Genomic DNA, 25,432 nt, shown 5'->3' on the forward strand with positions numbered 1-25,432 from the left:
TTGTTAAACAGGGAATTGCGAATGGGCGTATAATGATAAGGAAGAGGTGACATTCCTTGACTCTTTTTGTTTAAAAGATTAAACTCAAGAACTATTACAATGTGTTAAAGGAGATTGCGATATGGACATGCTGCATGAACTACTTAACAGACATAAACAATATTTCTTTACAGGTGAAACAAAATCATATGAATTCAGGAAAAAACAGCTTGAAACCTTACGAGAAGTTATTAAGGAATATGAACCTGAAGTGCTGGTAGCTTTAAAAGAAGATCTTCATAAATCTGAATGGGAAGCTTATACCACGGAAATAGGATTCTTACTTGAAGAAATCAAGTTTACATTAAAGCACTTGAAAGAGTGGATGAGTCCTGAGAAGGTGAAATCACCTATTACGCACCTTGGGTCGAAAAGTATGATTCACCAGGAACCTTATGGTGTGACCTTAATTATTGCCCCATGGAACTATCCATTTCAGTTACAATTAGCGCCACTTGTTGGTGCGATCGCTGCTGGGAACTGTGCTGTTTTAAAGCCTTCGGAGTTGACGCCAGCTGTATCAGCTGTCATTTCTAAAATGATACGAGAGGTTTTTCCTGACGAATATGTTTCCGTTGTTCAAGGTGGCGTAGAAACGAGTACAGAGCTATTGAAACAGCCGTTTGATCACATTTTCTTTACAGGTAGCGTGCCTGTCGGAAAAATCGTGATGGAAGCAGCTGCGAAGCAGTTAATCCCTGTTACGCTTGAGCTTGGAGGAAAAAGCCCTGCCATTGTAGATCAGGATGCAAATTTGAAACTTGCTGCCAAACGAATTCTATGGGGGAAGTTTACAAATGCAGGACAAACTTGTGTTGCTCCTGATTATTTATATGTTCATAGTGATGTGAAGCTAGAGTTACTTCAACATATGAGTGAAGCTCTTCTAGAATTCTACGGAGAAGATCCATTATTAAGTGACAAGTATAGCCATATCGTTAGCGATAAGCACTTTGAAAGACTGAAGAGTTTTCTAACGAATGGCGATGTGTTAATCGGTGGGCAACATAAGGAGAGTGAACGCGTTATTTCTCCGACGATTATTGATAACATATCATGGGACGATCCCGTCATGCAGGAAGAAATCTTCGGACCAATTCTCCCTGTGCTTGAATTTACTGATCTTAATCAAGTTGTAGACGAAGTGCGTCGTCGTCCTAAACCGCTTGCTCTTTATTTCTTCTCAGAATCAGAAGAAAAGCAGGATATGATTACATCGTCCCTTTCGTTCGGTGGAGGGTGTATGAATGATACATTAATGCACATTGTAACACCTCATCTTCCGTTTGGAGGAGTTGGATCGAGTGGTACAGGTAGCTATCATGGGAAATCAAGTTTTGAAGCTTTTTCCCATCGTAAAAGTATCGTAAAACAAACGACGAATTTTGATTTCTCGTTTCGCTATCCATCTGCTAAAAACGGTTTAAAAATGATTAAGCGAATTATGGGATAAGGTAGGCATCAGCCTTCCTTTTTTTTCTTTAGTCTTAGAATCAGTCATGTTATGATTGCGGCAAAGCTGTACTCAGGTAAAGTACATTCTGCGATAGTAATGATCGATATAGGAGGTAGTTCATATGAATAAAGGAGTTATTAGTCTAGGGGAAGCATTAATTGACTTTATCCCTCTTGATCAAGAAAATCTTACTTATCAAAAAAGTCCTGGAGGTGCACCTGCTAATGTTTCAGTAGGACTTGCACGTCTCGGTGTCAAATCCACATTCCTCGGTAAAGTAGGGGATGATGTTCTTGGGCGTTTTCTTCAAGATACCCTTAAAAATTACGGTGTGGACGTTTCGACTTTGATATTAACCGAATCTGCAAGAACAGGGGTTGTTTTCGTAACGAATGCGGAAAATGGGGAGCGTAGCTTCGACTTTTACATAAACCCAAGTGCAGATCGCTTTTTGAATGCTGAAGAAATTAGTGGGGAACTGTTTGCTCATCATCGAATTCTTCATTTCGGCTCTATTTCCATGATTAGCGAACCTTCTCGAAGTGCGACGAAAAAAGCTGTTGAAACAGCAAAAGAAAAAGGAATGCTTGTTTCGTATGATCCTAATCTTCGTCTTGGGTTATGGGAAAGTGAAGAGCGTGCGAAAGAAACGATTGTTTCGATGCTGTCAGAAGCAGATATTTTGAAGCTTTCTGAAGAAGAGCTAACATTCATTACAGGAGAAGAGAACGTTGAAGCAGGAATTAAAAAGCTTGCACATTATAAAATACCCGTTATCTTCATAACGATGGGTGGAGAAGGTAGCCTTGTTTTCACTCCAGACTATTCACTAAGAGTGCCGGCTATGAAAGTGAAGGCAGTCGACACGACTGGTGCAGGGGATGCCTTTGTATCAGGTATTCTTCATGGATTTAATGAGTATGAGGGATCACTTTCTGAGCTAACAAGAGAAGAACTTGAAAGCATGACGCAATTCGCTAGTGTATCTGGTGCGCTTGCAGCTGCTACAAAAGGGGCAATGACGGCTCTTCCGACAAAAGCTGAAGTGGAAGATATACTAATGAAAGAGATGAAATAACTAGAAACCTCGCTTAGGCGAGGTTTTTTGTATGTCTCGATGAACAGGGAGAAACTAGATTGAAGAACCGTGGTGCGATACAATGAAATAAGGTTTTTAATACTAATCGGAGGTGCTTTAAATGAACCAGGATTTTCTACTAGAACTACTTTCCACACCCTCTCCATCAGGGGCAGAAATGGAAATTCAACACAAATGGATGGATTATGTTAGCGAATTTGCAGATGAAATGAGAACCGACAATGCAGGGAATGCAATTGGTGTTCTGAATCCCGAAGCTGACTTCAAAATTCTTCTTGCAGGGCATTGTGATGAGATCGGCTTCATGATTAAGAGTATTGATAACAACGGATTTATACGCGTCGAGAAGCTAGGCGGTATTAGCCAAAAACCTGCTATTGGGATGAAGGTAACGATTCTTGGTACACATGGTAAACTAACTGGTGTATTTGGTGTGAATGCGGAACATCATGGTGGTGCAAAAGAGTTTAAGTTCGAGGATCTTTACATAGATTGTGGTGCCAACACGAAAGAAGAGGTTGAAAAGTACGTTCAAATCGGAGATTTAGCCGTATATAAGCGTGAAACTGAGTTTCTGCTGAACGACAAAATTAGCGGAAGAGGACTGGATAATCGTACAGGATCTTTCATTGTAGCTGAAGTTCTTCGTGAAGTTGCAAAGCGTAATCCCAAAGTCGGGGTATATGCGGTAAGTACTGTGAACGAAGAAACAAACATGGGAGGAGCTTATTTCGCTGGTGCAGGAATAAAGCCAACGATGGCTATTGCATGTGACGTTACATTCTCATCGGATTACCCTGGAGTGGATTCAAGTAAGCATACCGAAGTGAACCTTGGGGGAGGACCAGTTCTAGCGAAAGGTGCTCCGATTAATCATAAAATTAATCAATTGTTAGAAAATGCAGCGAAGAAACTTGATCTTAAACTACAATATGAACTTACTCCTAGAATGACAGGAACCGATGCGGATAAGCTACGTTTAACAGGACATGGTGTACCTGTTTCACTCGTGTCATTACCGCTTCGTTACATGCATGCGCCTGTTGAAACAGTCAGTCTAACGGATATGAAAGAAGAAATTGATCTTCTTGTGGAAATGATTGCTAATTTAACAGGTGAAGAAAGTGTCAATCCATTAAGTAAATAATAATATTGACAAAATTGTGACAATGGTGCTAAGCTTACAGAGTGAAAATAACGGTAAAGGAGAGTGTGTTTGATGAGACATGTAGTAGAACGTTCTATTCAACTAACTGTATATCCTCATAGACGCACTTTTCTTGTCATGTAATCCTTGGCTTCAAAAGGATTGGGCACGCGTCTAGACGTGTGCTCTTTTCTATGTCTTCAGAAGCAATTAGGCATAACCGCACGCGGTTATGCCTTTTTTGTTTTTTATTAGGCTCTTTTCTAAGGAATTGTTGCTTTTGAAACAAATATTGAAAAAAACCACACTAAGTGATTGGAGCGGAAGGATGTTCACCGCCCGCCCCGCGGAAAGCGAGCATCCTGGAGCGGAAATTAACCCACTCATATAGCAACAATGTTTACGAAAAGAGCCTTTTATTAAAATGAATTTGATTAAATTTCGGAGGTGAAGTAGTTGGTTTTCAAGTAGTTAAAACTCAATTGTATCCAACTTTAATGGTGATTGGAGTGGTTTTTTGTTCTCAATTTTAGGAAAGTTAAGCTGGTTCTTTAAACAGCATTGGAAGCGTTATAGTCTTGCGATCGGTTTATTGATTCTTGGCGGAATACTTGAAGTAATTCCTCCGAAACTGATTGGTATGGCTATTGATGAGATTAATATTGGAAGCTTAACATGGGAAAGCTTACGAACTTATTTATTCATTTATGGAGGATTACTAATCGTTGTCTACTTCATCACGTATGTATGGATGTATAAACTTTTCGGAGGAGCCTTCCTTGTAGAACGAACGCTCCGTTCAAAGTTTATGAAGCATCTTTTAAAGATGACGCCTTCTTTTTATGAGAAGAACCGTACAGGTGACTTGATGGCGAGGGCAACAAACGACCTGAAAGCGGTGTCGATGACAGCTGGCTTCGGAATATTGACGTTAGTGGACTCGACCATCTTTATGTTCCTCATCCTCACAACAATGGGGGTGTTGATTAGCTGGAAATTGACACTTGCTGCGATTATCCCATTACCGTTAATGGCATTAGCCATGAACAGGTACGGCCGCATTATTCATAAGCGGTTTACAGCAGCTCAGGATTCTTTTGGTCATATGAATGATCAGGTTCTAGAGTCTATTGCTGGCGTAAGAGTAACACGTGCGTACGTGCAGGAGAGAGCGGATCAAAGGAAATTTCTAAACCTAACCGAGGATGTTTACAAAAAGAACATCGATGTAGCGAAAGTTGATGTGCTATTTGAGCCAACGATTAAAGTTCTCGTAGGGATTAGTTACTTAATTGGCTTAGGGTATGGGGCATATCTCGTTTTTCATAAAGTACTAACACTTGGTGAATTGGTGTCATTTAACGTATATCTAGGAATGCTTATCTGGCCGATGATTGCGGTTGGTGAATTAATTAATGTAATGCAGCGTGGTAACGCATCACTTGATCGCGTGCTAGAAACGCTCTCACAGGAAGAAGATGTGAAGCAACATTCAAAGCCACAGCATCTTGAAATCCCAGGAACGATTGAATTCAATGATGTGACGTTTACGTATCCTACGTCTTCTGTCAAGAATTTGCAAAACGTTTCTTTCACGTTAAAGAAAGGGCAAACGCTTGGAATTGTAGGTAAGACTGGAAGTGGTAAGACAACTCTACTTAAACAGCTATTAAGAGAGTATCCCGTAGGAAATGGGAAGATTCTTTTCTCTGGCGTTCCGATTGAAGAATTGCCACTTAGTACACTACAGAGCTGGATTGGTTATGTCCCGCAGGATCAAATGCTTTTCTCTAGATCTGTTCGTGAAAATCTCCTTTTTGGAAAAAGTTCAGGTACAGATCAGGATGTTGAACGAGTTCTTAGACTTGCTGATTTTCAGAAAGATGTTCATGTTCTTCCTGAGGGACTAGAAACGTTAGTTGGTGAGAAGGGTGTTGCTCTTTCTGGCGGGCAAAAACAACGTGTATCTATTGCACGAGCACTGATGATTGATCCCGAAATTCTTATTCTTGATGATGCGATGAGTGCTGTAGATGGAAAAACAGAAGCTCAGATCATCTCCAATATTCGTAGTGAGCGTGCAGGTAAGACGACGTTTATCGCAACCCACCGTCTATCAGGTGTAAAGCATGCTGATTGGATTGTTGTGCTTCATAATGGAGAGGTGATTGAAGAAGGTACGCATGATGAACTGCTTAAACAACAAGGCTGGTATAGAGAGCAATATGATCGACAGCAGCTTGAAGATTCTCTTAAGGAGGTGCTGTAAGTGAATCGTAATGTAGGGAAGCGTTTGGTTCAGTACGCACTTGGATTCAAGAAAAGTATTATCATTGCTCTTCTTCTCTTAACAGTTGCGGTGACGGCAGAGCTCTCGGGTCCATTTATCGCTAAGAGAATGATCGATGTTCATATCCTTGGTATCGAGAAATCCTGGTATGAATCAGATCAAGGAGAGAACGCCGTTAAGTATGACGGAGAATGGTACAAACGAAGTGACAATTTTGAAAGTGGAGAAGAAAAAGGAAGTGAAGTACGCATCCTTCAGGTGGGTCGGGACTATTATTTCATTGATCAATCAATTGCTTATGATGGTGAACGATTAATTCAAGGTAATGAGCTAACGATAGCTAAAGATGGTGAAGAAAGAACGTATGTAGCAGATGAGCTAAGTAACGACGAACTTCTGGCATTCTATCAACCTCAAATTGAACCAATGATCTGGTTAATTGCCCTTTATTTTGGATTGCTTGTGTTTGCTTCCTTTTTCGAATATGGGCAGGGTCTTCTGTTACAAACATCTGCCAATCGAATCATTCAGAAAATGAGGACTGATGTTTACGGGCAAATTCAGCGTTTGCATATCAATTATTTTGATAACTTGCCTGCAGGAAAAGTAGTAGCGAGAATTACAAACGACACTGAAGCGATACGTGAACTGTATGTAACAGTACTTGCCACATTTTTTACGAGTATTTTTTATATGACCGGGATATTTATTGCACTCTTTTTATTAGATGTGAAGCTAGCTCTTATTACGTTAACCATTGTTCCGCTCCTATTTATCTGGATTATTGTTTATCGGAGATATGCTTCTAAGTTTAATAAGGTCATTCGGACTAGAATTAGTGATATTAACGGGATGATTAATGAGTCTATTCAGGGTATGTCTATTATTCGAGCATTCAAACGTCAGAATGAGACTGAGAAGGAATTCGAAGAGTTGAATGATAGTCATTTCACGTACCAGAATAAGCTCTTAAATCTAAATGCCTTAATGTCGCATAACCTAGTTAATATTCTTCGTAATATCGCATTCGTTACATTAATCTGGTATTTTGGTGGAGCTTCGCTTACCGCAGGGGCCATCATTAGTCTAGGTGTTCTGTATGCCTTCGTTGATTATATGAATCGTTTATTTCAGCCTGTTACAAATATGGTTAACCAGCTAGCGAATCTAGAGCAAGCTTTGGTAGCCGCTGATCGTGTGTTCGAACTGCTTGATGAAAAAGGTGAAGATGTTTCAGATGGAAAGCTGGAGCGTTATGAAGGTAACGTTACCTTCGAACAGGTTTCCTTTGCTTACAAATGTGATGACTATGTGTTAAAAGATTTATCCTTTGAAGCGAAAAAGGGTGAAACTGTTGCGCTTGTAGGTCATACAGGTTCCGGAAAAAGTTCAATCATGAATTTATTATTCCGCTTTTATGACAATCAAAAAGGAACCATTTCAATTGATGGAAGGGATATTCAGGATATTCCGAAGCAGCAGTTGAGACAACATATGGCAATTGTTCTACAAGATCCATTTCTTTTCACAGGAACGATTGCATCTAATGTTAGTCTCGATGATCCATCCATCTCACGTGAGAAAATTGAAAAAGCACTAAAAGATGTGGGAGCGGATCAGCTTCTACGTTCGCTACCAAAAGGATTTGATGAACCAGTCATTGAGAAAGGAAGTACGCTATCATCTGGTCAACGACAGCTGATCTCGTTTGCAAGAGCATTAGCGTTTGATCCAGCTGTATTGATTCTTGATGAAGCGACATCAAATGTTGATACGGAGACAGAGATGATGATTCAAAATGCGCTTGATATCTTAAAGAAGGGGCGAACAACATTTATTATTGCTCACCGTCTTTCAACAATTCGAGAAGCAGATCAAATTCTTGTGCTCCATCAAGGTGAAATTGTTGAGCGTGGCAATCACGATGATTTAATGCAGCGTAAAGGTAGATACTATCAAATGTATCAGCTTCAGCAGGGGAAGAAGATTGAGCAGGCGGTTTGAACTGTTTCGAATGAAATCAAACCAAAAAGAGCAAAACCGTAGCTGTATACAGCTACGGTTTTTGTGTTGGGGCGCCAGGTGGCAGGTAAAATGGTGGTGTCTTCAGCCAGCTCCTTTTCTCCATTAAGGTTTTAAGTTCTGCAGAGAACATAAGAATATTGGTTTGAACCTTTAGAAACATTAAGGCGACGTCAGTTCTAGTTGATTGAGAAATGGAGCTCGCACACAAGACATTAACAGAAGCAAGTTTCAGTGCAATTCCATTAGCGATTTCATCATCTGTTAATTTTACACCAAGCGGTATGTCTGATGGTTTTGAGTCCGGCTTTGCTTGTGAGGTAGGAGGCAGCTGTACCCCTTCTTTAATTAGAAAATCTCTTAACTTATTCCAATCCTTAATACTACCGTCAAAAATTTCCTGAGTTATGTTTTTCAGTGGTTTATCTTCAGTCGTATTAAGAGCCATTTTGTAGAAAATCTGGGCTTCCCTAAAGATTGCATAAGCTGTCCAACAGCTCATCACTTCTCCAACGTGCAATGGTGGTTTTGGAGTGTCGTCTTTGTACGATTGAAGAATACCTAGCATCGAACTATATATTTTCTTCATTTTTAGAACCTCCTTCATTCTATACTGGTTCAGAATGAAGTTATTTATGTAAGGCAAAAACGTTCACTAGTTTATCTCGAAGATGGACGAAATCCAGCTGCTTCAGCTTCAGCCTTGCTACAGAATAGTTCTTCCGCTATGGTCATATCGTAATACGCTCCATCTGGAGTATGATAGATCTTCTCTCCTTTTGAATTGATGTTTCCTTTTATGTCGCAACCTGTGGAGGATGGTTTTTCTGATTTCTTCTTTGATGATTCGTTAAAACCCTCTTCTTGAACGTAGTTCTCCAAACTCCAAATTCCAATGCCTTTCTCCTGAGCTTCACGCTGGATGGACTGAAAATGGTCGACGTATTTTACATTTGGTTGATAGATGTATGCGATCCTTGCAAGTCCTTCTTCAAGAAGCATTTCATTAAACATGCTATCCCCAATCCAAACGTATGCGAGAAGTCTTCCGTACTTGTCTCGTTCTGAGACATCTATCTCTATACCAATTTCCTTGCCTTCTAGTATGTCTTTTGCAAATTGTGACGCTTCAGGACCAAAGGGTTGGACTGGCTTAGTCGGATGTTTGGTTTCGGGGGTGTCCACAAGAAGCAGCCTTACGGTCTCTTCGCGATTCTCAACTTGGACCTTTAAGGTATCGCCGTCAACAACACGATCCACGGTCGCAGGGATTGTATTGTCTTTCACTGGTTCTGAAGAAATAGTGGTACAGGCGGTTAAAAAGATAAAAAGGATAAATAAAGGCATTACATGTGTTCTCATCTGTGAGTTCCTTTCGAAGTAATTATGGTCTTACGTCTCTATCCATCGCATAAGCTAAATGGGGGTGATCTTTAGTGAATCACGGATGTATCTACTGTGAGAAAGAATTGCTCTTCCTATGGGAAAGACGAAGGTTGGTTTGTGATGGATGCCATTATGCGATATCAGACAGTTATCATGAAGATTATAGAGAGATAAGTGAAAGGAAAATAGAACAGAAATCCCGTCAGGTTTGACGGGATTTCTTCGTGGTGTGAGGTAAATGACTAGTACCTTTTCACTGCAAGTGTGCAGCGTGAGATACAGATTAATTCTTCCTCTTCGTCAACAATGTTAATTTCCCATACCATCGTTCTTCTACCGATATGAATCGGTTGTGCAATCGCCCGAACGACTCCATCTTTTTTGCTACGAAGGTGGTTTGCATTAATCTCCATCCCGAACGCCGCTTCATTATCTGAATCAAGATTCAAGCTTCCGCCAATGCTAGCGGCTGATTCAGCAAGCGCTACTGATGCACCACCGTGAAGAAAACCGAGTGGCTGATGCGTACTTGGGCCTACTGGCATTTCTAGCACAACTTTTTCTGGCGTTAATGTGATTGCTTTAATCCCAAGTGCTTCGAGCAAAGTGTTTGCAAATTCCATTCAATCTCCCCATTTCTATGTATTTCTATTTCCAGTATACACGACCCGTTGCATACAAAAAGGCAAAAGTTCGCCAATCGAACTTTTGCCTTTTCTACGTCGCGACCTAAACAAGATAAGCGACCAACAATCCTATTGCCATTAACAATCCAAATTGAGTGTGCATTTGAGCTGTTGCTTTCATGGCATCTACCATTTCGACTGCTTTTGTTTTGCCTTCGAATAATTTAATGGCTTTGTAAGCCTTTGGAATACTTAGAAGAACTAACAAAAGCCATAGAGATGCATCAATGGTAACAATCAAACCAACAATCCAAAGATAAGAAACAATGAACATCAATTCTAGCGATGTAACAGCTTTATCATGACCGAGAAGAATGGCGACCGTTTGACGGCCTTTTTCTTTATCTCCTACAAGGTCACGAATGTTGTTCGCCATTAGAATTCCACCAACAAGGATTGAGATTGGAATTGATAAAAGTACACTGTCTGCTGTAATAACCTCAGCCTGAATATAAATTGATAGTAAAACAAGAATTAATCCCATAAAAATACCGGCTGCAATTTCTCCAAAAGGTGTATAGGCAATAGGGTAGGGTCCACCGGTATAGAAATACCCAGCAGCCATACAGATTGTGCCGATCACAGCAATCCACCACGTTGTTAATAAGCAAATATATATTCCTAACACAATAGCGATACCAAAGAAAATAAATGCAAGGTTAAGCACTGTTCTTGCGCTAACTCCATCTCGAACAATGGCTCCGCCAATTCCAACGCTCTCTGCATGGTCAAGGCCTCTTTTGAAATCATAATACTCATTAAACATGTTCGTAGCCGATTGGATAAGAATGGATGCGATCATCATCGCCATAAACAATCCAAAATGTAATGTATGATTTTGAAGGGCAACCATTGTGCCCAGGAAAACCGGGACGAATGAAGCGGTTAATGTGTGAGGTCTAAGTAATCGCCACCACACTTGCCATGTTGGTTTTGAAGGCGTGACTTTACCCAGCTTATCGTGGCTGTTATTCATACGCTCTTCCATAAATTTATGTCTCTCCCTTAAATAATGACCTTCTACTAATTTACCCCTGTAACCATTATAGTTTAAAAAAACGGATAGGGGGTGTCAATCATTTTGTCAATTTAAGGCGAAACTTCCATCAGGGGGGCCTTTCACCTCCTCTGATGGTTAGATGAATCAATCGGACCTTTAGAGTCAGTTGCCCTTGAATAAAGAAGAAAAGCGCTCACCTCGTTAAAGATGAGCGCCTCTTGACTAGTAATAAGGGTAAGGTCTAAAGAAAGCGATACTACCCAACCCTACACCAAGCAGGCCTCCAAGAAAGCCTCCTGCGAATGCTCCAAAGAAAAACAGACCGGGTCCATCTGGCTGTTGAGGACCATCACACTGTCGATTTAATGGACGAATATATACAAATTCATCGTCAATATCTTCAATATGACCTCTGTGCAGTTGGCCATCATGACACCTGATTTCAACACATTGTCCAATATGCTGTCGGCAAACGCCATGGTAATAGTGTCTGGACATTTAAGAACCTCCTTCTTAATTAGTCCATAAACAACTGCTATGCAGCGTCTACTCTTATCAGTCTATGCAGACTATTTATTTTGCTAAAGGCATCTGCGGAGCATCGAAATGGTTTTTTTTCTAGAGATGGGGAATCTATAGATGAAAAGTCGATGCAAGGTGAATCTGCTTCGTTGACAGTCTAAGCCGCACAGGTGTATCCTTTAAGTAACTGTGGCCGAGGCTGACTCGGTCTGCTTTTGCATGGAAGAAAGTTGGGGGGAAAAGACGGTGTCTACATTACAACATCAAGAACTATATAGCCTGCTTCATCAAGGTATTCGTAAGGCAGAAAAGCGGGGAACGTCCGTGCTTGTTAGTCAGGTGCTATCAGTAGCTGCAGTCGATCCCTTCTCCTTTTATGCAGCTGGTCCGAATAAGTATGACAATGATCGAACATTCTGGTCAGATCCAGAAAATGATACAACTATTGTTGGTCTTGGGTGTGTGAAACAATTCCAGGCATACAAAGACAGATTTCGCACGATAGAGAACGAGTGGCAAAGCTTTCTTCAATTCTCTATTGTTGATGGTGCGCCATCCCGACCTGGTGTTGGTCCTGTTCTGCTTGGTGGATTTGCGTTTGATCCTACAGCTCCAGAAAGTGGCGATTGGGATCACTTTCCTGAGGGAGGTATGGTACTTCCAGAGTTAATGCTTACATCTGCAGGCAGTCAAGGGTGGCTTACGATCAACGCAATTGTAAATGAAGATGATGATTTAGAAGCAGTGGCGGAAGACCTTTTGTTAAAACATCATGGTATTCTAGCTCACTCATCTACAGATATTTCTTCAAAAGTAGATGCTATTTCTATAGAAGAGATTCGACCTCAAGAATGGAAAGAAACGGTGAGAAGTGCTGCTGCTAATATAAGAACAGGAAAACTTGAGAAAGTTGTACTTGCTAGAGAGATTAGAGTGCAATCCTCTCGTTCATTTTCATCTTCACGAACGTTAATGAATCTAAAAAAACAGCAAAGTGACAGCTACTTGTTTGCTTTTGAATATGGAAAACAGTGTTTTCTTGGCGCATCGCCTGAACGACTAGTGAAGAGAGAAGGGCAACAGGTATATTCAACATGTCTTGCTGGATCGATTCAGAGAGGTGAAACGCCAGAAACGGATATTGAACTTGGTTATATTCTTCTCAATGACCATAAGAATCGTATTGAGCATGATTTGGTCGTACAGATGATTCGAAGGGCGATGGAAGAAGAATGTGATTTTGTCCAAGTACCTTCTGAGCCTGAATTGTTAAAGACGCCGCATATTCAGCATCTTTTCACACCAGTCGTTGCAAGAGCTGGCGTAGGAACAAGTTTGCTTCGCATGGTTGAGCGCTTACATCCTACACCTGCACTTGGTGGGTATCCACAAGAAGAGGCGGTCGAAGAAATTAAGCGTATTGAGAATCTTGATCGAGGTTGGTACGCAGGTCCGGTCGGTTGGATTGATTATCAAGGTAATGGCGAATTCGCGGTAGCGATACGTTCAGGCTTATTGAATGGAGATCAAGCTACTCTTTATGCTGGTTGTGGCATCGTAGCAGACTCTGATCCCGAAAGTGAATATGAAGAAACAAAGATGAAGTTCAAACCGATGCTAACCGCTCTTGGAGGGAATCAATATGACTGATAATGAAATACTTTCAAGCTACGTTGGTTCATTCGTAGATGAATTGGTTCGCTCAGGAGTAAAACAAGCTGTCATAAGTCCTGGATCTCGCTCAACCCCTATCGCAATGATAATGGCTGAGCATCCTTCATTAAACGTTTGGGTTCATGTGGATGAACGTTCTGCAGGCTTTTTTGCGCTAGGTATAGCAAAAGCGCAGAAAGAGCCTGTAGCTGTTTTGTGTTCATCAGGCACAGCTGGTGCGAACTATTATCCCGCTGTGATTGAGGCTGCTCAATCAAAAGTGCCACTTATTGTTTTAACGGCAGATCGACCTCATGAACTTCGAGATAATGGTGCGCCTCAGGCTATTAATCAAATTAATTTATTTGGCGACTATCCTAAATGGTTCATGGAAATGTCACTACCAGATTCTTCATCAGACTTAACTCGTTACATAAGAACGGCCGCTTCAAGAGCGTCATCTGTTTCATCTGATGCGCCTGCTGGACCTGTTCACCTTAATTTCCCATTTAGAGATCCACTCATTCCTGATTTATCTTATCCTAGTCTCTTTTCTAACGGTCGTGAAGAGAACGAACCATGGGTGAGTGTTCCGGAACAAGTACGTGTTCTTAAAGAAGAAGGAATACAGCAATACGCAGACAGACTCGCCGGTCAAAAGGGAATCATTGTAGTCGGTCCTCAAGAAAACGAAGAGTTGGCTTCGTCGGTGTTTAGTCTAGCGAATGCCTTAGGTTATCCGGTCCTAGCTGATCCGCTATCCAATTGTCGAAGAACGGATGAACCTCTTTTAGTAGAAAGTTACGACGCTTTTCTTAGAGGGGAAGTGAAACCTGATTTATATCCAGACGTTATTCTTCGTTTTGGAGCAATGCCTGTCTCAAAAGCCTATATGCTGTTTGTTAAGCAATTGAGAGACGCTAGAAGTATTGTAGTGGATGAAGCCGGATGGAGAGATCCTACACTCTTCAGTACAGATATGCTTACCGTTTCACCTGTTCAATTTACGGATGCGTTACACAGCGCTGTTCAAGGAGTAAATCATAACAATTCCCAATGGATAGAGAAATGGCAAGAGATGAATGCTAAGACACTAGACGTGCTAACGTCAGTAGACACAGAGGAGCTGTTTGAAGGCCATGTGTTTAGTGAATTAAGTGGAATGATGCGGTCAGATGAACTTCTCTTCGTTGGTAATAGCATGCCGATAAGAGATCTTGATAACTTCTTTTATCCTGTTGATCATCCACCTAAAGTGATGGGGAACAGAGGAGCTAATGGTATCGATGGTATCGTTTCAACAGCACTTGGAGCGAGTACCGCCTTTCCTTTCAGCGTTCTCGTTATTGGGGATCTTTCCTTTTATCATGATATGAACGGTTTGTTACTTGCTAAATTACATCAGTTAAATCTCACTGTTATTGTGGTGAACAACGATGGAGGCGGAATCTTCTCCTTCTTACCACAGCGAGAGCAAGAGACGCATTTTGAACAGTTATTCGGTACTCCTCTTGGTCTTGATTATGAACATGTTGCCTCACTCTATGGTGCACGTTTTGACCGTGTGACAAATTGGGAAGATTTTAGAAGTGCTTTCATCACTAGTCGTAAAGTTAAGGGACTAAGCATTATTGAGGTACCTACTAACCGCAATACGAATCTTTCACTTCATAAGGAAGTGTTTGCTAAGGTCAAACACATTGCTAAGGGAGTGTCCTAGCATGATGATTGACGTAGAGGATCTTTCTTTTTACGTTGAAAAGAAGGGAGAAGGTGAACCGATTCTTCTCCTGCATGGTTTTACAGGGTCAAGTTCGAACTGGCAACCTTTTATTGATAAATGGTCTTCGTCATTTCAAATTATTGCAGTTGATCTCATTGGACATGGTAAGAGTAGTAAGCCTGATGATCCTTCCTTCTATTCGATGGAAACGATGAGTGGCTATTTAAAGAAGGTACTTGATCGTCTGAACGTTAATAAAGTTCATTTACTTGGGTATTCAATGGGAGGAAGGCTTGCTTTATCATTTGCAATTCAGTATCCTTCTCTGGTTAAATCACTCATTCTTGAGAGTAGTTCTCCCGGTCTTCCTACCATAGAAGAACGGGGTGAGAGAGTAAGAAAAGACAATGCGCTTGCAAACCGTATTAAAGAAAAAGGGATATCAGAATTTGTTCAGTTCTGGGAAACAATTCCTCTTTTTGCTTCTCAGAAGAATTTGTCTCAGTCCGTTCAGAGTAAGGTGAGAGAACAAAGGCTAAGAAATTCGGAAATCGGACTTGCAAATAGCTTAATCGGAATGGGAACAGGTGCACAATCTTCCTATTGGGATCACTTAGATCATCTGGAATTTCCCGTACTCCTTTTGACCGGTGAACTAGATAAAAAGTTTGTTTCCATTGCGAAACAAATGAAAAAATCCCTTTCTCGAGCGGATTTTGTGCAAATTAATAACGTAGGACATACAATTCATGTAGAAGAACCGCAAATCTTTGATAAAATGGTAGTAGCTTTTCTAAAAAAGCATGCAGATTCATTTCTGTAAATTTCGCTACATATGGAAGGAGTATTTCACTATGATTCAATGGAAGACAGAACGCGAATTTGAAGACATCCTTTACGAAACGTATGATGGAATCGCTAAGATTACTATTAACCGTCCAGAAGTTCGCAATGCATTTCGCCCGAAAACGGTTAATGAACTTATTACTGCTTTTGCTTTTGCAAGAGACGATTCAAACATCGGGGTAATTGTTCTTGCAGGTGCAGGAGACAAAGCATTTTGTTCAGGAGGAGACCAGAGTGTTCGTGGCCACGGTGGGTATGTTGGCGATGACGAAATTCCTCGCTTGAACGTACTGGATCTTCAGCGTTTAATTCGTGTTATCCCTAAGCCAGTCGTTGCGATGGTTTCTGGCTATGCAATTGGTGGAGGGCATGTACTGCATGTTGTATGTGATTTAACGATTGCAGCTGATAATGCAATCTTCGGTCAAACAGGCCCTAAAGTAGGTAGCTTTGACGCTGGATATGGTGCAGGATACCTTGCTCGTATTGTAGGTCATAAAAAGGCTCGAGAAATCTGGTACCTTTGCCGTCAATACAATGCACAGGAAGCGCTTGATATGGGACTTGTAAATACGGTTGTACCACTTGAGCAGCTTGAAGCTGAAACGGTTCAGTGGGCACAAGAAATGCTTGATAAGTCACCAACAGCACTTCGTTTCCTTAAAGCTTCTCTTAACGCAGATACTGATGGTCTTGCTGGTCTGCAACAAATGGGTGGAGACGCTACCCTTCTTTACTACACAACAGATGAAGCAAAAGAAGGACGCGATTCGTTTAAAGAAAAGCGTAAGCCTGACTTTAAACAATTCCCTCGTTTTCCTTAAATCGATTGTTCATAAACAGCTTGATGGAATCCCATCAAGCTGTTTTTTCAGATATAGACAGATATAGAAAGGATGTCTAGGATGGAAACGATGCCGAACTGGCTACATAAACGAGCTTTAATGACGCCTGATCGAGTGGCGATTATAGAGAATGATACACAATTGACATATAAAGAGTTACAAATGAGGTCAGTTGAGGTTGCCAATGCTTTAAGAACAAAAGGAATCGCTAAGGGAAATCATGTTGGTTTCTTCATGCAAAATAGCCTAGAAGCGGCTGTTTGTTTACATGCCCTTATGTACATTGGTACGGTTATCGTTCCACTGAATCATCGCTTAACAGCATCTGAACTCTCGTTTCAACTAAATGATGCAGAGTTAACGTATGTCATAAGTGATGATGAACTAAAAGGCAAAGCAAGTGAGGCACTGAATGATTTAAATGTATCACTGCTTGTTTATCAAGAATTACAAAAAGGTAGTCAAGAGTTAAGTAACCTTGAGGTAACGATAGAACTGAATCAACTTCACACGATTATGTACACTTCAGGGACTACTGGTAAACCAAAAGGGGTTATGCTAACTTACGGTAATCATTGGTGGAGTGCTATCAGTTCAAGTCTTAATCTTGGTCATGAGGTTCAGGATCGCTGGTTGTGCGCTGTACCCATGTTTCATATGAGTGGACTATCGATTCTATTGCGTAGTGTTATTTATGGGATTACGATGATAATCAAGCCGCGATTCGACCCGCATGTCGTTAATCAATCGATTCAACATGAAGGAGTAACCATTGTATCGGTAGTAAGCGCTATGCTAAGAAGAATGCTTGATGATCTTGGTGAAGAGGGCTACGCGCCTACCTTAAGATGTGTGCTTCTTGGAGGAGGACCTGCTCCATATCCACTTCTTAAAACTTGTGAGAAGAAAGGGATACCGGTTTATCAGACGTTTGGTATGACAGAAACGGCTTCACAACTTGTAACGCTTTCCCCAGAATATATGCTTCAGAAGCAAGGATCGGCAGGTAAGGCGCTTTTTCCATCAGAAGTGGTTATTGCTGATAATCTTCCACCAGGAGAACACGGTGAAATACGAGTGAAGGGACCAACTGTTACGAGCGGATATTGGAAACGAAATGAAGCCACACAAGAGGCTCTCCGAAATGGTTGGCTACATACAGGTGATATTGGTTACATGGATGAAGATGGATTTCTGTTTGTTTTAGATCGAAGAAAAGACCTTATTATTTCAGGAGGAGAGAACGTGTACCCTGCTGAAATTGAGTCCGCGCTTCTTGAGCATCATGCTGTAAAAGATGCTGGTGTGACAGGTATACAAGATGAGAAATGGGGAGAAGTTCCTGTTGCATATGTTGTAAGTGACCAATTCGAACTTTCGTCATCCGTTCTACTTGAATTTCTTTCTGAACGCCTGGCTAACTACAAATTGCCTAAACGAATTTCCTTTGTCGATGAGCTTCCTAGAAACGGCGCCAACAAACTTCAACGTAATCAACTAACAAACTTGAGAGAAACAAAACAATGAAACTACACTCAGTAACACTTCATCATATTAAAATGACTCTTAAAACCCCTTTTGTGAATAGTCTTGAGACAGTTAATGACAGAGAACTTATCATTGTTGAAGCAATTGATACAGATGGTTATGTAGGATTTGGTGAAGGGGTTGCTTTCACATCTCCATGGTACACCGAAGAAACCCTTGAAACATCATGGCACATGCTGAAAGACTTTATGATACCAACTCTGAAAGCACAAGTTCTACCTCACCCTTCTGATGTTGAACATCTGCTTAAAGGAATTCGACGTAATCCTATGGCGAAATATGCGATTGAAGGAGCAATCTGGGACCTTTATGCTAAAAGAGAAGGAATTTCGCTTGCAGAAGCGTTAGGAGGTACTGCTAAAAGGATTAAAGCTGGTGTCGCTGTTGGTGCATCTGAACCTGAAGTAATGCTAAATGAGATAAGTAAAAGAATTGAAGAAGGATATGAGCGGATTAAGGTGAAGATTAAACCATCACAGGACCTGTCTCTCATTCGAGCTATACGGAAGTCTCATCCTTCTATTGATTTAATGGCAGACGCGAATTCAGCTTATACATTAAATGACATAGAACGACTGAAGGAACTCGATCAGTATGGATTGTTAATGATTGAACAGCCACTTGCAGCAGATGATATTGTCGACCATGCCCTTCTACAAAAAGAGCTTGAGACACCTGTCTGCCTTGACGAAAGCATTGCTTCATATGATGATGCAAGAAGAGCTCTCAGTCTTAGCAGTTGTAGAATCATTAATATTAAACCTGGACGAGTTGGTGGATTGAGCGTAAGTAAAAAAATTCATGATTTGTGTGCTAGTCAAAACATACCAGTATGGTGTGGTGGCATGCTCGAATCTGGTATCGGGCGCGCGCACAATATAGCGTTATCTAGTTTACCTAATTTCACAATACCAGGGGATGTTTCTGCTTCTTCACGTTATTGGGAACGAGATATCATACTTCCTGAAGTGATAGTCGAAAATGGGTCTATTGCCGTGCCAGATGGAAGTGGGATTGGATTCGAGTTAAATAGGAAAGAGCTAGAGCGGGTAACGTTAGCGAAGGAAATACGATAAGTAAACAGTAAAAGTGAAAAGAGGCAGAACCCTAGCAGGTTCTGCCTCTCTTTCTTTTCTTATGCTTCAGAACTTTTCACGAGACGTGCATCAAAAATAAATGGCCCAAATGGAATCACTGAAGAGATAACAGCGAGAATAGCTTTTAAGAAGGACCATCGCTTTACAATCGTTACATAGAGAATAACAGCAAGGTATAGAACAAATAATCCTCCATGAAGCGCTCCTACAATCGTTACAGCCATTGGCATACCCATGAAGTATTTAAGTGGCATCGCTATTCCAAGCAATAGTAGAAAAGAAATCCCTTCAGCATAGCCGATACCTCGAAATAGTTTTAATGGTTGATTAAACAAACGTATTCACTCCTTTATTAACAACTGTTGTGATATTTTTCACAATAACAGATACAAGCAGTATACAACTAGTATATCAGCATGCTTGTTTCGATAGAAGCATGAGATTTATCGATTTATTGACAGTTATTAAGAATGGCTATGAAGCTCATACTGTTGATTTATCGATTTTTGGCTCATTACCATAGTCTTTAGAATAAGCAATTCACTTCTTTGCTCAGATTGACAGAACATTTAGTACTAATGCATCGTTTTTAATTGTTTTTTGAGTGATATTTGATTATTCGACGTCTAATCAAGTAGAATGAATATGGATGATATACTAAACTTTGAAGGAGATTTGTATGAACAACAAAAAAAAGGCGATTTTTATATACATTCCTAAGTCCAAAGTTGATGAAGCCAAAAATAACATGAAGAAAAATGATTAATAGATTGTAAAAGACCGTCAAGCAGTAATCGCTTGACGGTCTTTTTGAATAAAAAATAAGAAAAATTTCAATTTCAATTTAAAAGTAATTGAGTGTATGTTAGCACTTAGATAAATGAAAGGATTGCAGCGATTACGGCAATTGCACCGATAACCATTAGGATCGTACGTACCATTAGTCTTCCTCCTTGCATAAGTCATTTTATTTCTTCGTTCATACCATTAGTATTTGTTGTCTTCTAGAATAACGCGTTAACAACAAATGCAACTACAACTACGATTCCGACAATAACTAGAACTTGTTTTAGCATAATGACTTCCTCCTTCAATATAGCAATGCTCGTTGCTACTATTGATATACCCTAATTAATTTTTAAATCAAACCTATTTCTTAAATAATAGTTAATAAAGCCTATATATTTTTTATTAGCGTTCCGTAAAAACGTAAAATTATGCAAGACGAACATAATTTGGATTTCTATTAATAAGGCTCTTCTAATGGAGATTTTTGCTGTAGGATTAGGTGAATTGCCGTTCCAGGATGCTCGTTTTCCGTGGGGTGGGACGCTTGAACCTCCTCGTCGCTAACGCTCCTGCGGGGTCTCACCTGTCCCGTTCATCTCGCAGGAGTCGAGTATTCTTCCGCTTCAATTGCCCAGTGTGGTTTTTTTATTCAGTAATTGATTCAAAAGCAACAATCTATTAGAGAAGAGCCTTTTGTAAAGAAATTAATGAAAAAGGAGCCTTTCCATTTGGAAGGCTCCATTTATTTACTATTGTTTAGGGTTTACTTTCATGCGCTCTTGCTGGAAGAATTCTTTTAATTCCGGATTCAGATATTCCGGCTCCTTGTCATTTAAGTTCAGTTTAATCAGCTTGCCTTCAAGGTAGTCCATGATGCCGATCTCTGTACCGTTACCAAGCTGTTTCTGAAAAATTGTTTCATAACGTATGCTGCTCATAGGAGCCCTCCTGTTGCGCGTTTTTTTCTACTATAGCATGTTTGATAAACAAAAAACCTAAGTTAAACTTCTCTTAAATGTTTTGTAATCAAAGCGCAACAATGCTTAACAGGATGACATAGTTTGTTGTGTATGAAACATGATTCAGTCCTTTTTTACAGCTTTTTGCGAAATAATCATCGGTTTACTACAAAGGGGACATTGTTTTTCATTTGGGTGTTGATCCTCATCGATTTTCATCCATCCTTTGCAGAATTCGCTTGTGCAGATCCAGGCCTTTACTGTTTTGCCTTCTTCTGCCTTAGCGATTTTTTTGAATGCATCTGTTAGAAATCGTGAGACAGGTGTTTGTTTACCAAGGTGTTTTTCTGGCGAACTGATATAAAGTTCTTCTTTAGCCCTTGTAATAGCAACGTAACAAAGTCTACGTTCTTCTTCTAGATCTGCTGTTGGATTTTTCATATATAGTTGTTTATGAGAGGTCTCCTTATCCTTCATCGCACTCAAAGCAGAAACGTGAGGTAATATCGTTTCTGAAGCTCCGATAACATATACGATGGGAAATTCCAGACCTTTCGCTTGATGGATTGATAGCAGTGATAGTGCGTTTGAAAAACGATCATTTTGTTTGTGTTCATGAAACCGTTGTATGATTCGATCAACATAAGCAAGGAATTCAGGAATCGTTTCAAAACGAGAGCTTGAGAATTCAAGCTCGTCCATCATTTCTTTAAGCGTTGTCTTATGAACTGTTAGGGCTTCGTCGTTGGCACTGTCTAAATGCTTCATGTAATCATCGCGAAGCACTTGGATCGCTCTCTCAGGACGGTGCCGTTTGGCTTCTTCGATTAAACGGATGCGTCGATCAATGGATTTTTTTTGAAAGTCACGAAGCGTTTTCCAAGATTTTAAATGAACTAGTGGGAAATCGGCCGGATCAACAAAATTCTCCATTTCAATGTGCCTCATCCCTGCTTCCTGATTGATAAATAAGGATGGTAGAATCGCAGCAGTAGCGTCTAGGTTATGGTGCTCATAAGCAAGTCTCAAGTGATCCATCATTCCCTTAATGATGGATTGTTCATAGAAAATCTGCTTCATTCCTTGAGCATTAAAAGGAATATCCTGCTCAATCAACTGCTCAAAAATGGCTCGTGCATTTGTATAGGTTCTTGTTAGTATGGCTATATCTTTCCAATCACGCTGCTGCTCACGCATATGAGTGAGAACATGACTTGCTTCATCTTCTGTTGTAGCAGGGCGTAAGTAGAATGGTTGCTTTCCGTTTTTGTCAGTTGCATTCATCGTTTTGATTCTTCGGTAAGTGTTGTGCTTGATAACGTGGTTTCCTAGCCCAACGATAGGTGGAGCAGATCGATAATTGGTATTAAGTGTAACCACTGAAGCGTCTGGGTAAGCTTTATCAAACTCTAGAATAATGGAACTGTTCGCCCCGTTAAATGAATAAATAACTTGGTCATCGTCACCAACTACAAAGAGATTGTTTTGAGGTGCGGCAATTTGTTTAATGAGTTCGTATTGAATAGGATTCGTATCTTGAAACTCATCGACTAGAACGTATTGAAAACGATTTTGCATTTTGCTTAGCAGATTTGGATTATTAACAAATTCACGGTAAGTGAATACAAGAATATCGTCGAAATCCATGTATCCATTGCTTGTTTTCCATTCTTCATACGCTGTAAATGCTGCTTTAAGTTCTTTCGTTTCCTTACTGTCTGGCACATCTACTGGTTCCATCATTTTTACTTTGCACGAAGAAATAGAAGACAACATAATTTCAGGTAGTGATGCTTCGGGACTCTTCATCTTTTTAAGGATGTTTTTCATAATTATTTGCTTGTGACGTTCGCTGTTCAGTATTTTTTGATTATAGCCGAGACTTCTCAACAGCTTTAAGAAGATTGAATGGAATGTGCCAGCTGTTAATCTTCTAGCATCCTGAGCATGTACGCCTGGTAATCTACTAATTCGCTCACGCATTTCTTCAGAAGCTTTTCTAGTAAATGTAATAAGTAAGATACTACTAGGATCTTTTTCTTTTACGGTCATTAAAAAAGCGGTACGTGCTGTAAGAACAGAGGTTTTGCCACTCCCTGCCCCAGCTATAGTAAGTAGTGGACCTTCTGTATGCTGAACGGCCTCAGTTTGTCGTCTGTTTAAACGGATTCCTTTTTCCTCCAAGGATTCAAAAAAGGCTTGCTCTTTTGCATTTTGAAAAGGCTCTGTCGCCTTGAGACGTGTTAACGGCGCAGAAAGGTCTAATTCAGTTACTGCACGATGTGGCGTTGTTGTAAAATTCATGATCATCACCTGAACTATCTTTATAGATTCATCCGTTTATTTTATCATAAAATCGCGTCTATTCGTTTCAAAGGAAAGATTAATATTGTATTGATTCGGGTAAAGAGACTAGCAGGATAAGAAAATGAGGAGGTACTGACAAATGGAGAAATTTATTCAGGTCGTCGTCGATCATGATAAAAAGAAATTTCATGTTGAGTCAGAAGCAACTGGTGAGAGCAACTATGATGAACGTGTAAAGAAGGCTAAAAATAATGGTCGCGATGTCGGGACGTTTCGTTCCCGTTTAGACACAGTAGAAAAAACGATCGATGCAGCACAACACGAATACAAAGGTTACAGTCATACTGAAGAAAGTCCAGTCTAAATCTTCTTGGAGGTGAAAGATAATGGTACGAGAAACCTATTATGTAACACCAAAAGGTGAACTTCATGAAACGAAGGTCGATAATCAATTAAACTCTTTTGAAATCCGTGCAAGTCAAGAGGAAAAAATGGAAGTTGAGAGGGTTATCGAGAAGCTCAGATCTCAGAAATATGTGCAGCAGAATGACTTCTTTTCATTGAATCACTTTAATGAGAAAGAAGTGGACAGTCATCGTAATTGGACTGATGATGCAGTTTATGAACTTTATCGTCTCATGCATCAATTAGGCACTGACAAAACGAAGCGACAAATTGATGAAATGGGCGTGTTATCCGCTCTGAATCATAATACGAAGAGATAGAGGCTGCAGGCCTCTATTTTTTGTGTTTTGATGATACTTTACTAACAAAACTTGTTAATTGACCACGATTTATTCCAGAACTCCGCTCCTGCCCTTCCTAAAACAGACAACATACATAATCTAATAATGTAGTTAAACAAACTTATTGAGGGGGATAAAGATGAGCGGAGGATACGGAAAAGGCTTTGCTTTAATTGTTGTATTGTTTATTCTATTAATCATTGTAGGCGCTGGTGCAATGGGTGGATACTGTGGACCAGGTCCTGGTAACGTCGGTGGAGCAAATTACAACCCATACTGCTAAATCAAAAGATGAACCGGAATTTTTCCGGTTCATCTTTTTAATAGGCTCTTTTCGTATACATTGTCTGAAATAAAAGTGGGTAATTTTCCGCTCCTACCCGCTTTCCGCGGGGCGGGACGCTTCAGGAGTCGAGCATCCTTCCGCTCCAATTAGCGATGTGTGGTTTTTTATATTAAATTCTTTCAAAAGCAACAATTTTTTAGAAAAGAGCTTTTCTTAAAGATTGTTCTTCTTGAAATAAATGTTGTATAAAAACAAGACTGAGCATCTTGGAGCAGAGATAAACCACTAATCTTATAACAACAATAACTTCCATGGTAAAAAAGTCTTAATCTACCTCTAGTTAGTTTGATACCTTAATCCTTGAGGAATGTTGAAAGTAGAGCTGAAAAGCGCAACTGGATCTAACCGAAATTTACTAATTAAAAGGATGGGTAACGTGAAACGATACATAAGCTTTATAGTGATGGCAGGGATGCTAAGTATTACAGCAGGATGTGGCTCGGACGTAGGGAAATTAGCAAAGAATCATTCTGAAATAGTGCTAGCTTCAATAGATAACAAAGCAGAAGCAAAAACAACTGCAATAGAAAAGCCAGATGTAGAGAAGCTTTCAAATGAACTAATGAATCGCATCATTCAAAATACCAATCAAAACTTTCAAGTGGAAAATTTCAATACAAAAGAAGAGCTAAATAAGCATTTGCAAGAAGTTGCTTCTGAAGATCTTGCAACAAACATAACAAACACTTACTATCAAGAACGAGAAGGTTCGCTTTATCTTATTCCAACTGAGCTATTTCCATGGATGAACGGCGAAGAGCCTTATGAATTGAATCAATTAAACAAATTTGAATATCAATTGGTTCAAGAAACTGAATCAGATCTATACGGCACTTACACAATTGAAATCAATTTCCTTTATGAAAACAATCACTGGATTATCGAAAATTTCAAAATTAAGTAATGCGAACGCACGAGACAATATG

22 protein-coding genes and 1 pseudogene are annotated in these 25,432 nt (G+C 40.1%); 15 read left to right on the forward strand and 8 right to left on the reverse strand.

Annotated features, from left to right (window positions below; translation table 11 throughout):
• Positions 1–121: 121 nt before the first annotated feature.
• From AB986_RS15580 to AB986_RS15600, 5 genes are all read left to right on the forward strand, one after another.
• Entirely contained in the window at positions 122–1,492 is a 1,371-nt protein-coding gene (locus AB986_RS15580) for an aldehyde dehydrogenase (RefSeq protein WP_048312175.1), read from the forward strand.
• Between the two features lie 124 nt (positions 1,493–1,616).
• Positions 1,617–2,573, forward strand: coding sequence for an aminoimidazole riboside kinase (locus AB986_RS15585; RefSeq protein ID WP_048312177.1), 957 nt, complete (start codon positions 1,617–1,619; stop codon positions 2,571–2,573).
• Positions 2,574–2,694: 121 nt separating this feature from the next.
• Positions 2,695–3,741 (forward strand): M20/M25/M40 family metallo-hydrolase, encoded by a 1,047-nt coding sequence (locus AB986_RS15590; RefSeq protein ID WP_048312179.1) that lies wholly within the window; start codon positions 2,695–2,697, stop codon positions 3,739–3,741.
• A gap of 517 nt (positions 3,742–4,258) precedes the next feature.
• Positions 4,259–6,010 (forward strand): ABC transporter ATP-binding protein, encoded by a 1,752-nt coding sequence (locus AB986_RS15595; protein ID WP_048312180.1) that lies wholly within the window; start codon positions 4,259–4,261, stop codon positions 6,008–6,010.
• Complete coding sequence (locus AB986_RS15600; protein ID WP_048312182.1) at positions 6,011–8,035, forward strand: ABC transporter ATP-binding protein; 2,025 nt, start codon at positions 6,011–6,013, stop codon at positions 8,033–8,035. It abuts the gene before it with no gap.
• 52 nt (positions 8,036–8,087) lie between these two features.
• Here AB986_RS15600 and AB986_RS15605 read toward each other — a convergent pair whose 3' ends face one another.
• From AB986_RS15605 to AB986_RS15625, 5 genes are all read right to left on the reverse strand, one after another.
• On the reverse strand, positions 8,088–8,642 hold the full coding sequence (locus tag AB986_RS15605; RefSeq protein WP_048312184.1) for a DUF3231 family protein: 555 nt from the start codon (positions 8,640–8,642) through the stop codon (positions 8,088–8,090).
• A 71-nt stretch (positions 8,643–8,713) separates the two neighbouring features.
• Positions 8,714–9,415 carry a thermonuclease family protein gene (locus tag AB986_RS15610; RefSeq protein WP_053216217.1) on the reverse strand — a complete coding sequence of 234 codons (702 nt, stop codon included), beginning with the start codon at positions 9,413–9,415 and terminating at the stop codon, positions 8,714–8,716.
• Positions 9,416–9,681: 266 nt separating this feature from the next.
• Positions 9,682–10,062 (reverse strand): hotdog fold thioesterase, encoded by a 381-nt coding sequence (locus tag AB986_RS15615; protein WP_048312186.1) that lies wholly within the window; start codon positions 10,060–10,062, stop codon positions 9,682–9,684.
• A gap of 106 nt (positions 10,063–10,168) precedes the next feature.
• Positions 10,169–11,113, reverse strand: coding sequence for a 1,4-dihydroxy-2-naphthoate polyprenyltransferase (locus AB986_RS15620; protein ID WP_084006594.1), 945 nt, complete (start codon positions 11,111–11,113; stop codon positions 10,169–10,171).
• Between the two features lie 234 nt (positions 11,114–11,347).
• Complete coding sequence (locus AB986_RS15625; protein WP_048312189.1) at positions 11,348–11,623, reverse strand: hypothetical protein; 276 nt, start codon at positions 11,621–11,623, stop codon at positions 11,348–11,350.
• Positions 11,624–11,893: 270 nt separating this feature from the next.
• Between AB986_RS15625 and AB986_RS15630 the strand changes: the two genes are divergently transcribed.
• The 6 genes from AB986_RS15630 to menC all read left to right on the forward strand — a co-directional run bounded on the left by AB986_RS15630 (position 11,894) and on the right by menC (position 19,338).
• The gene (locus tag AB986_RS15630; protein ID WP_053216218.1) at positions 11,894–13,297 is read left to right on the forward strand and encodes an isochorismate synthase; all 1,404 of its coding nucleotides are present in this window, start codon (positions 11,894–11,896) and stop codon (positions 13,295–13,297) included.
• Positions 13,290–15,020 (forward strand): 2-succinyl-5-enolpyruvyl-6-hydroxy-3-cyclohexene-1-carboxylic-acid synthase, encoded by a 1,731-nt coding sequence (gene menD / locus AB986_RS15635; RefSeq protein WP_048312191.1) that lies wholly within the window; start codon positions 13,290–13,292, stop codon positions 15,018–15,020. Before AB986_RS15630 ends, menD begins: the two co-directional genes overlap by 8 nt.
• A gap of 1 nt (position 15,021) precedes the next feature.
• On the forward strand, positions 15,022–15,846 hold the full coding sequence (gene menH, locus AB986_RS15640; RefSeq protein ID WP_048312192.1) for a 2-succinyl-6-hydroxy-2,4-cyclohexadiene-1-carboxylate synthase: 825 nt from the start codon (positions 15,022–15,024) through the stop codon (positions 15,844–15,846).
• A 31-nt stretch (positions 15,847–15,877) separates the two neighbouring features.
• Positions 15,878–16,693, forward strand: coding sequence for a 1,4-dihydroxy-2-naphthoyl-CoA synthase (gene menB / locus AB986_RS15645; protein ID WP_048312193.1), 816 nt, complete (start codon positions 15,878–15,880; stop codon positions 16,691–16,693).
• Positions 16,694–16,774: 81 nt separating this feature from the next.
• Positions 16,775–18,241 carry an o-succinylbenzoate--CoA ligase gene (locus AB986_RS15650; protein WP_048312194.1) on the forward strand — a complete coding sequence of 489 codons (1,467 nt, stop codon included), beginning with the start codon at positions 16,775–16,777 and terminating at the stop codon, positions 18,239–18,241.
• Entirely contained in the window at positions 18,238–19,338 is a 1,101-nt protein-coding gene (gene menC, locus AB986_RS15655) for an o-succinylbenzoate synthase (RefSeq protein ID WP_048312195.1), read from the forward strand. The genes AB986_RS15650 and menC overlap by 4 nt, the downstream gene beginning before the upstream one ends.
• Before the next feature lie 59 nt (positions 19,339–19,397).
• Here the strand turns inward: menC and AB986_RS15660 are convergent, their stop codons facing one another.
• The 3 genes from AB986_RS15660 to AB986_RS15670 form a co-directional block, all read right to left on the reverse strand.
• Positions 19,398–19,694: a DUF3817 domain-containing protein gene (locus AB986_RS15660; RefSeq protein ID WP_048312196.1), complete on the reverse strand. Its 297-nt coding sequence runs from the start codon at positions 19,692–19,694 to the stop codon at positions 19,398–19,400.
• Between the two features lie 1,203 nt (positions 19,695–20,897).
• Complete coding sequence (locus tag AB986_RS15665; RefSeq protein WP_048312197.1) at positions 20,898–21,086, reverse strand: hypothetical protein; 189 nt, start codon at positions 21,084–21,086, stop codon at positions 20,898–20,900.
• A gap of 144 nt (positions 21,087–21,230) precedes the next feature.
• Positions 21,231–23,411 carry a UvrD-helicase domain-containing protein gene (locus tag AB986_RS15670; protein ID WP_048312198.1) on the reverse strand — a complete coding sequence of 727 codons (2,181 nt, stop codon included), beginning with the start codon at positions 23,409–23,411 and terminating at the stop codon, positions 21,231–21,233.
• A 142-nt stretch (positions 23,412–23,553) separates the two neighbouring features.
• Between AB986_RS15670 and AB986_RS15675 the strand changes: the two genes are divergently transcribed.
• The 4 genes and pseudogenes from AB986_RS15675 (at position 23,554) to AB986_RS15685 (ending at position 25,410) form a co-directional block, all read left to right on the forward strand.
• Positions 23,554–23,778, forward strand: coding sequence for a hypothetical protein (locus AB986_RS15675; protein ID WP_048312199.1), 225 nt, complete (start codon positions 23,554–23,556; stop codon positions 23,776–23,778).
• A gap of 22 nt (positions 23,779–23,800) precedes the next feature.
• Positions 23,801–24,139: a hypothetical protein gene (locus AB986_RS15680; protein ID WP_048312200.1), complete on the forward strand. Its 339-nt coding sequence runs from the start codon at positions 23,801–23,803 to the stop codon at positions 24,137–24,139.
• A 160-nt stretch (positions 24,140–24,299) separates the two neighbouring features.
• Positions 24,300–24,371: pseudogene (locus tag AB986_RS22765) on the forward strand (YjcZ family sporulation protein); the annotation flags it as partial.
• A 511-nt stretch (positions 24,372–24,882) separates the two neighbouring features.
• A complete protein-coding gene (locus AB986_RS15685) occupies positions 24,883–25,410 on the forward strand; it encodes a hypothetical protein (RefSeq protein ID WP_152671011.1) in 528 nt (175 codons plus the stop codon).
• Positions 25,411–25,432: the final 22 nt, after the last annotated feature.

The organism is Guptibacillus hwajinpoensis (genome assembly GCF_001039475.1).
Taxonomy (GTDB): Bacteria; Bacillota; Bacilli; order Bacillales; family Guptibacillaceae; genus Guptibacillus; species Guptibacillus hwajinpoensis.

What these genes read in the sequence shown, in the direction of transcription:
- AB986_RS15625 (WP_048312189.1), bottom strand. Translation starts at nt 11,623, where the DNA reads ATGTCCAGACACTATTACCATGGCGTTTGCCGACAGCATATTGGACAA.
- AB986_RS15590 (WP_048312179.1), top strand. Translation starts at nt 2,695, where the DNA reads ATGAACCAGGATTTTCTACTAGAACTACTTTCCACACCCTCTCCATCA.
- AB986_RS15615 (WP_048312186.1), bottom strand. Translation starts at nt 10,062, where the DNA reads ATGGAATTTGCAAACACTTTGCTCGAAGCACTTGGGATTAAAGCAATC.
- AB986_RS15650 (WP_048312194.1), top strand. Translation starts at nt 16,775, where the DNA reads ATGGAAACGATGCCGAACTGGCTACATAAACGAGCTTTAATGACGCCT.
- AB986_RS15580 (WP_048312175.1), top strand. Translation starts at nt 122, where the DNA reads ATGGACATGCTGCATGAACTACTTAACAGACATAAACAATATTTCTTT.
- AB986_RS15610 (WP_053216217.1), bottom strand. Translation starts at nt 9,415, where the DNA reads ATGAGAACACATGTAATGCCTTTATTTATCCTTTTTATCTTTTTAACC.
- menB (WP_048312193.1), top strand. Translation starts at nt 15,878, where the DNA reads ATGATTCAATGGAAGACAGAACGCGAATTTGAAGACATCCTTTACGAA.
- AB986_RS15680 (WP_048312200.1), top strand. Translation starts at nt 23,801, where the DNA reads ATGGTACGAGAAACCTATTATGTAACACCAAAAGGTGAACTTCATGAA.
- menD (WP_048312191.1), top strand. Translation starts at nt 13,290, where the DNA reads ATGACTGATAATGAAATACTTTCAAGCTACGTTGGTTCATTCGTAGAT.
- menH (WP_048312192.1), top strand. Translation starts at nt 15,022, where the DNA reads ATGATGATTGACGTAGAGGATCTTTCTTTTTACGTTGAAAAGAAGGGA.
- AB986_RS15670 (WP_048312198.1), bottom strand. Translation starts at nt 23,411, where the DNA reads ATGAATTTTACAACAACGCCACATCGTGCAGTAACTGAATTAGACCTT.
- AB986_RS15675 (WP_048312199.1), top strand. Translation starts at nt 23,554, where the DNA reads ATGGAGAAATTTATTCAGGTCGTCGTCGATCATGATAAAAAGAAATTT.
- AB986_RS15665 (WP_048312197.1), bottom strand. Translation starts at nt 21,086, where the DNA reads ATGAGCAGCATACGTTATGAAACAATTTTTCAGAAACAGCTTGGTAAC.
- menC (WP_048312195.1), top strand. Translation starts at nt 18,238, where the DNA reads ATGAAACTACACTCAGTAACACTTCATCATATTAAAATGACTCTTAAA.
- AB986_RS15585 (WP_048312177.1), top strand. Translation starts at nt 1,617, where the DNA reads ATGAATAAAGGAGTTATTAGTCTAGGGGAAGCATTAATTGACTTTATC.
- AB986_RS15620 (WP_084006594.1), bottom strand. Translation starts at nt 11,113, where the DNA reads ATGGAAGAGCGTATGAATAACAGCCACGATAAGCTGGGTAAAGTCACG.
- AB986_RS15605 (WP_048312184.1), bottom strand. Translation starts at nt 8,642, where the DNA reads ATGAAGAAAATATATAGTTCGATGCTAGGTATTCTTCAATCGTACAAA.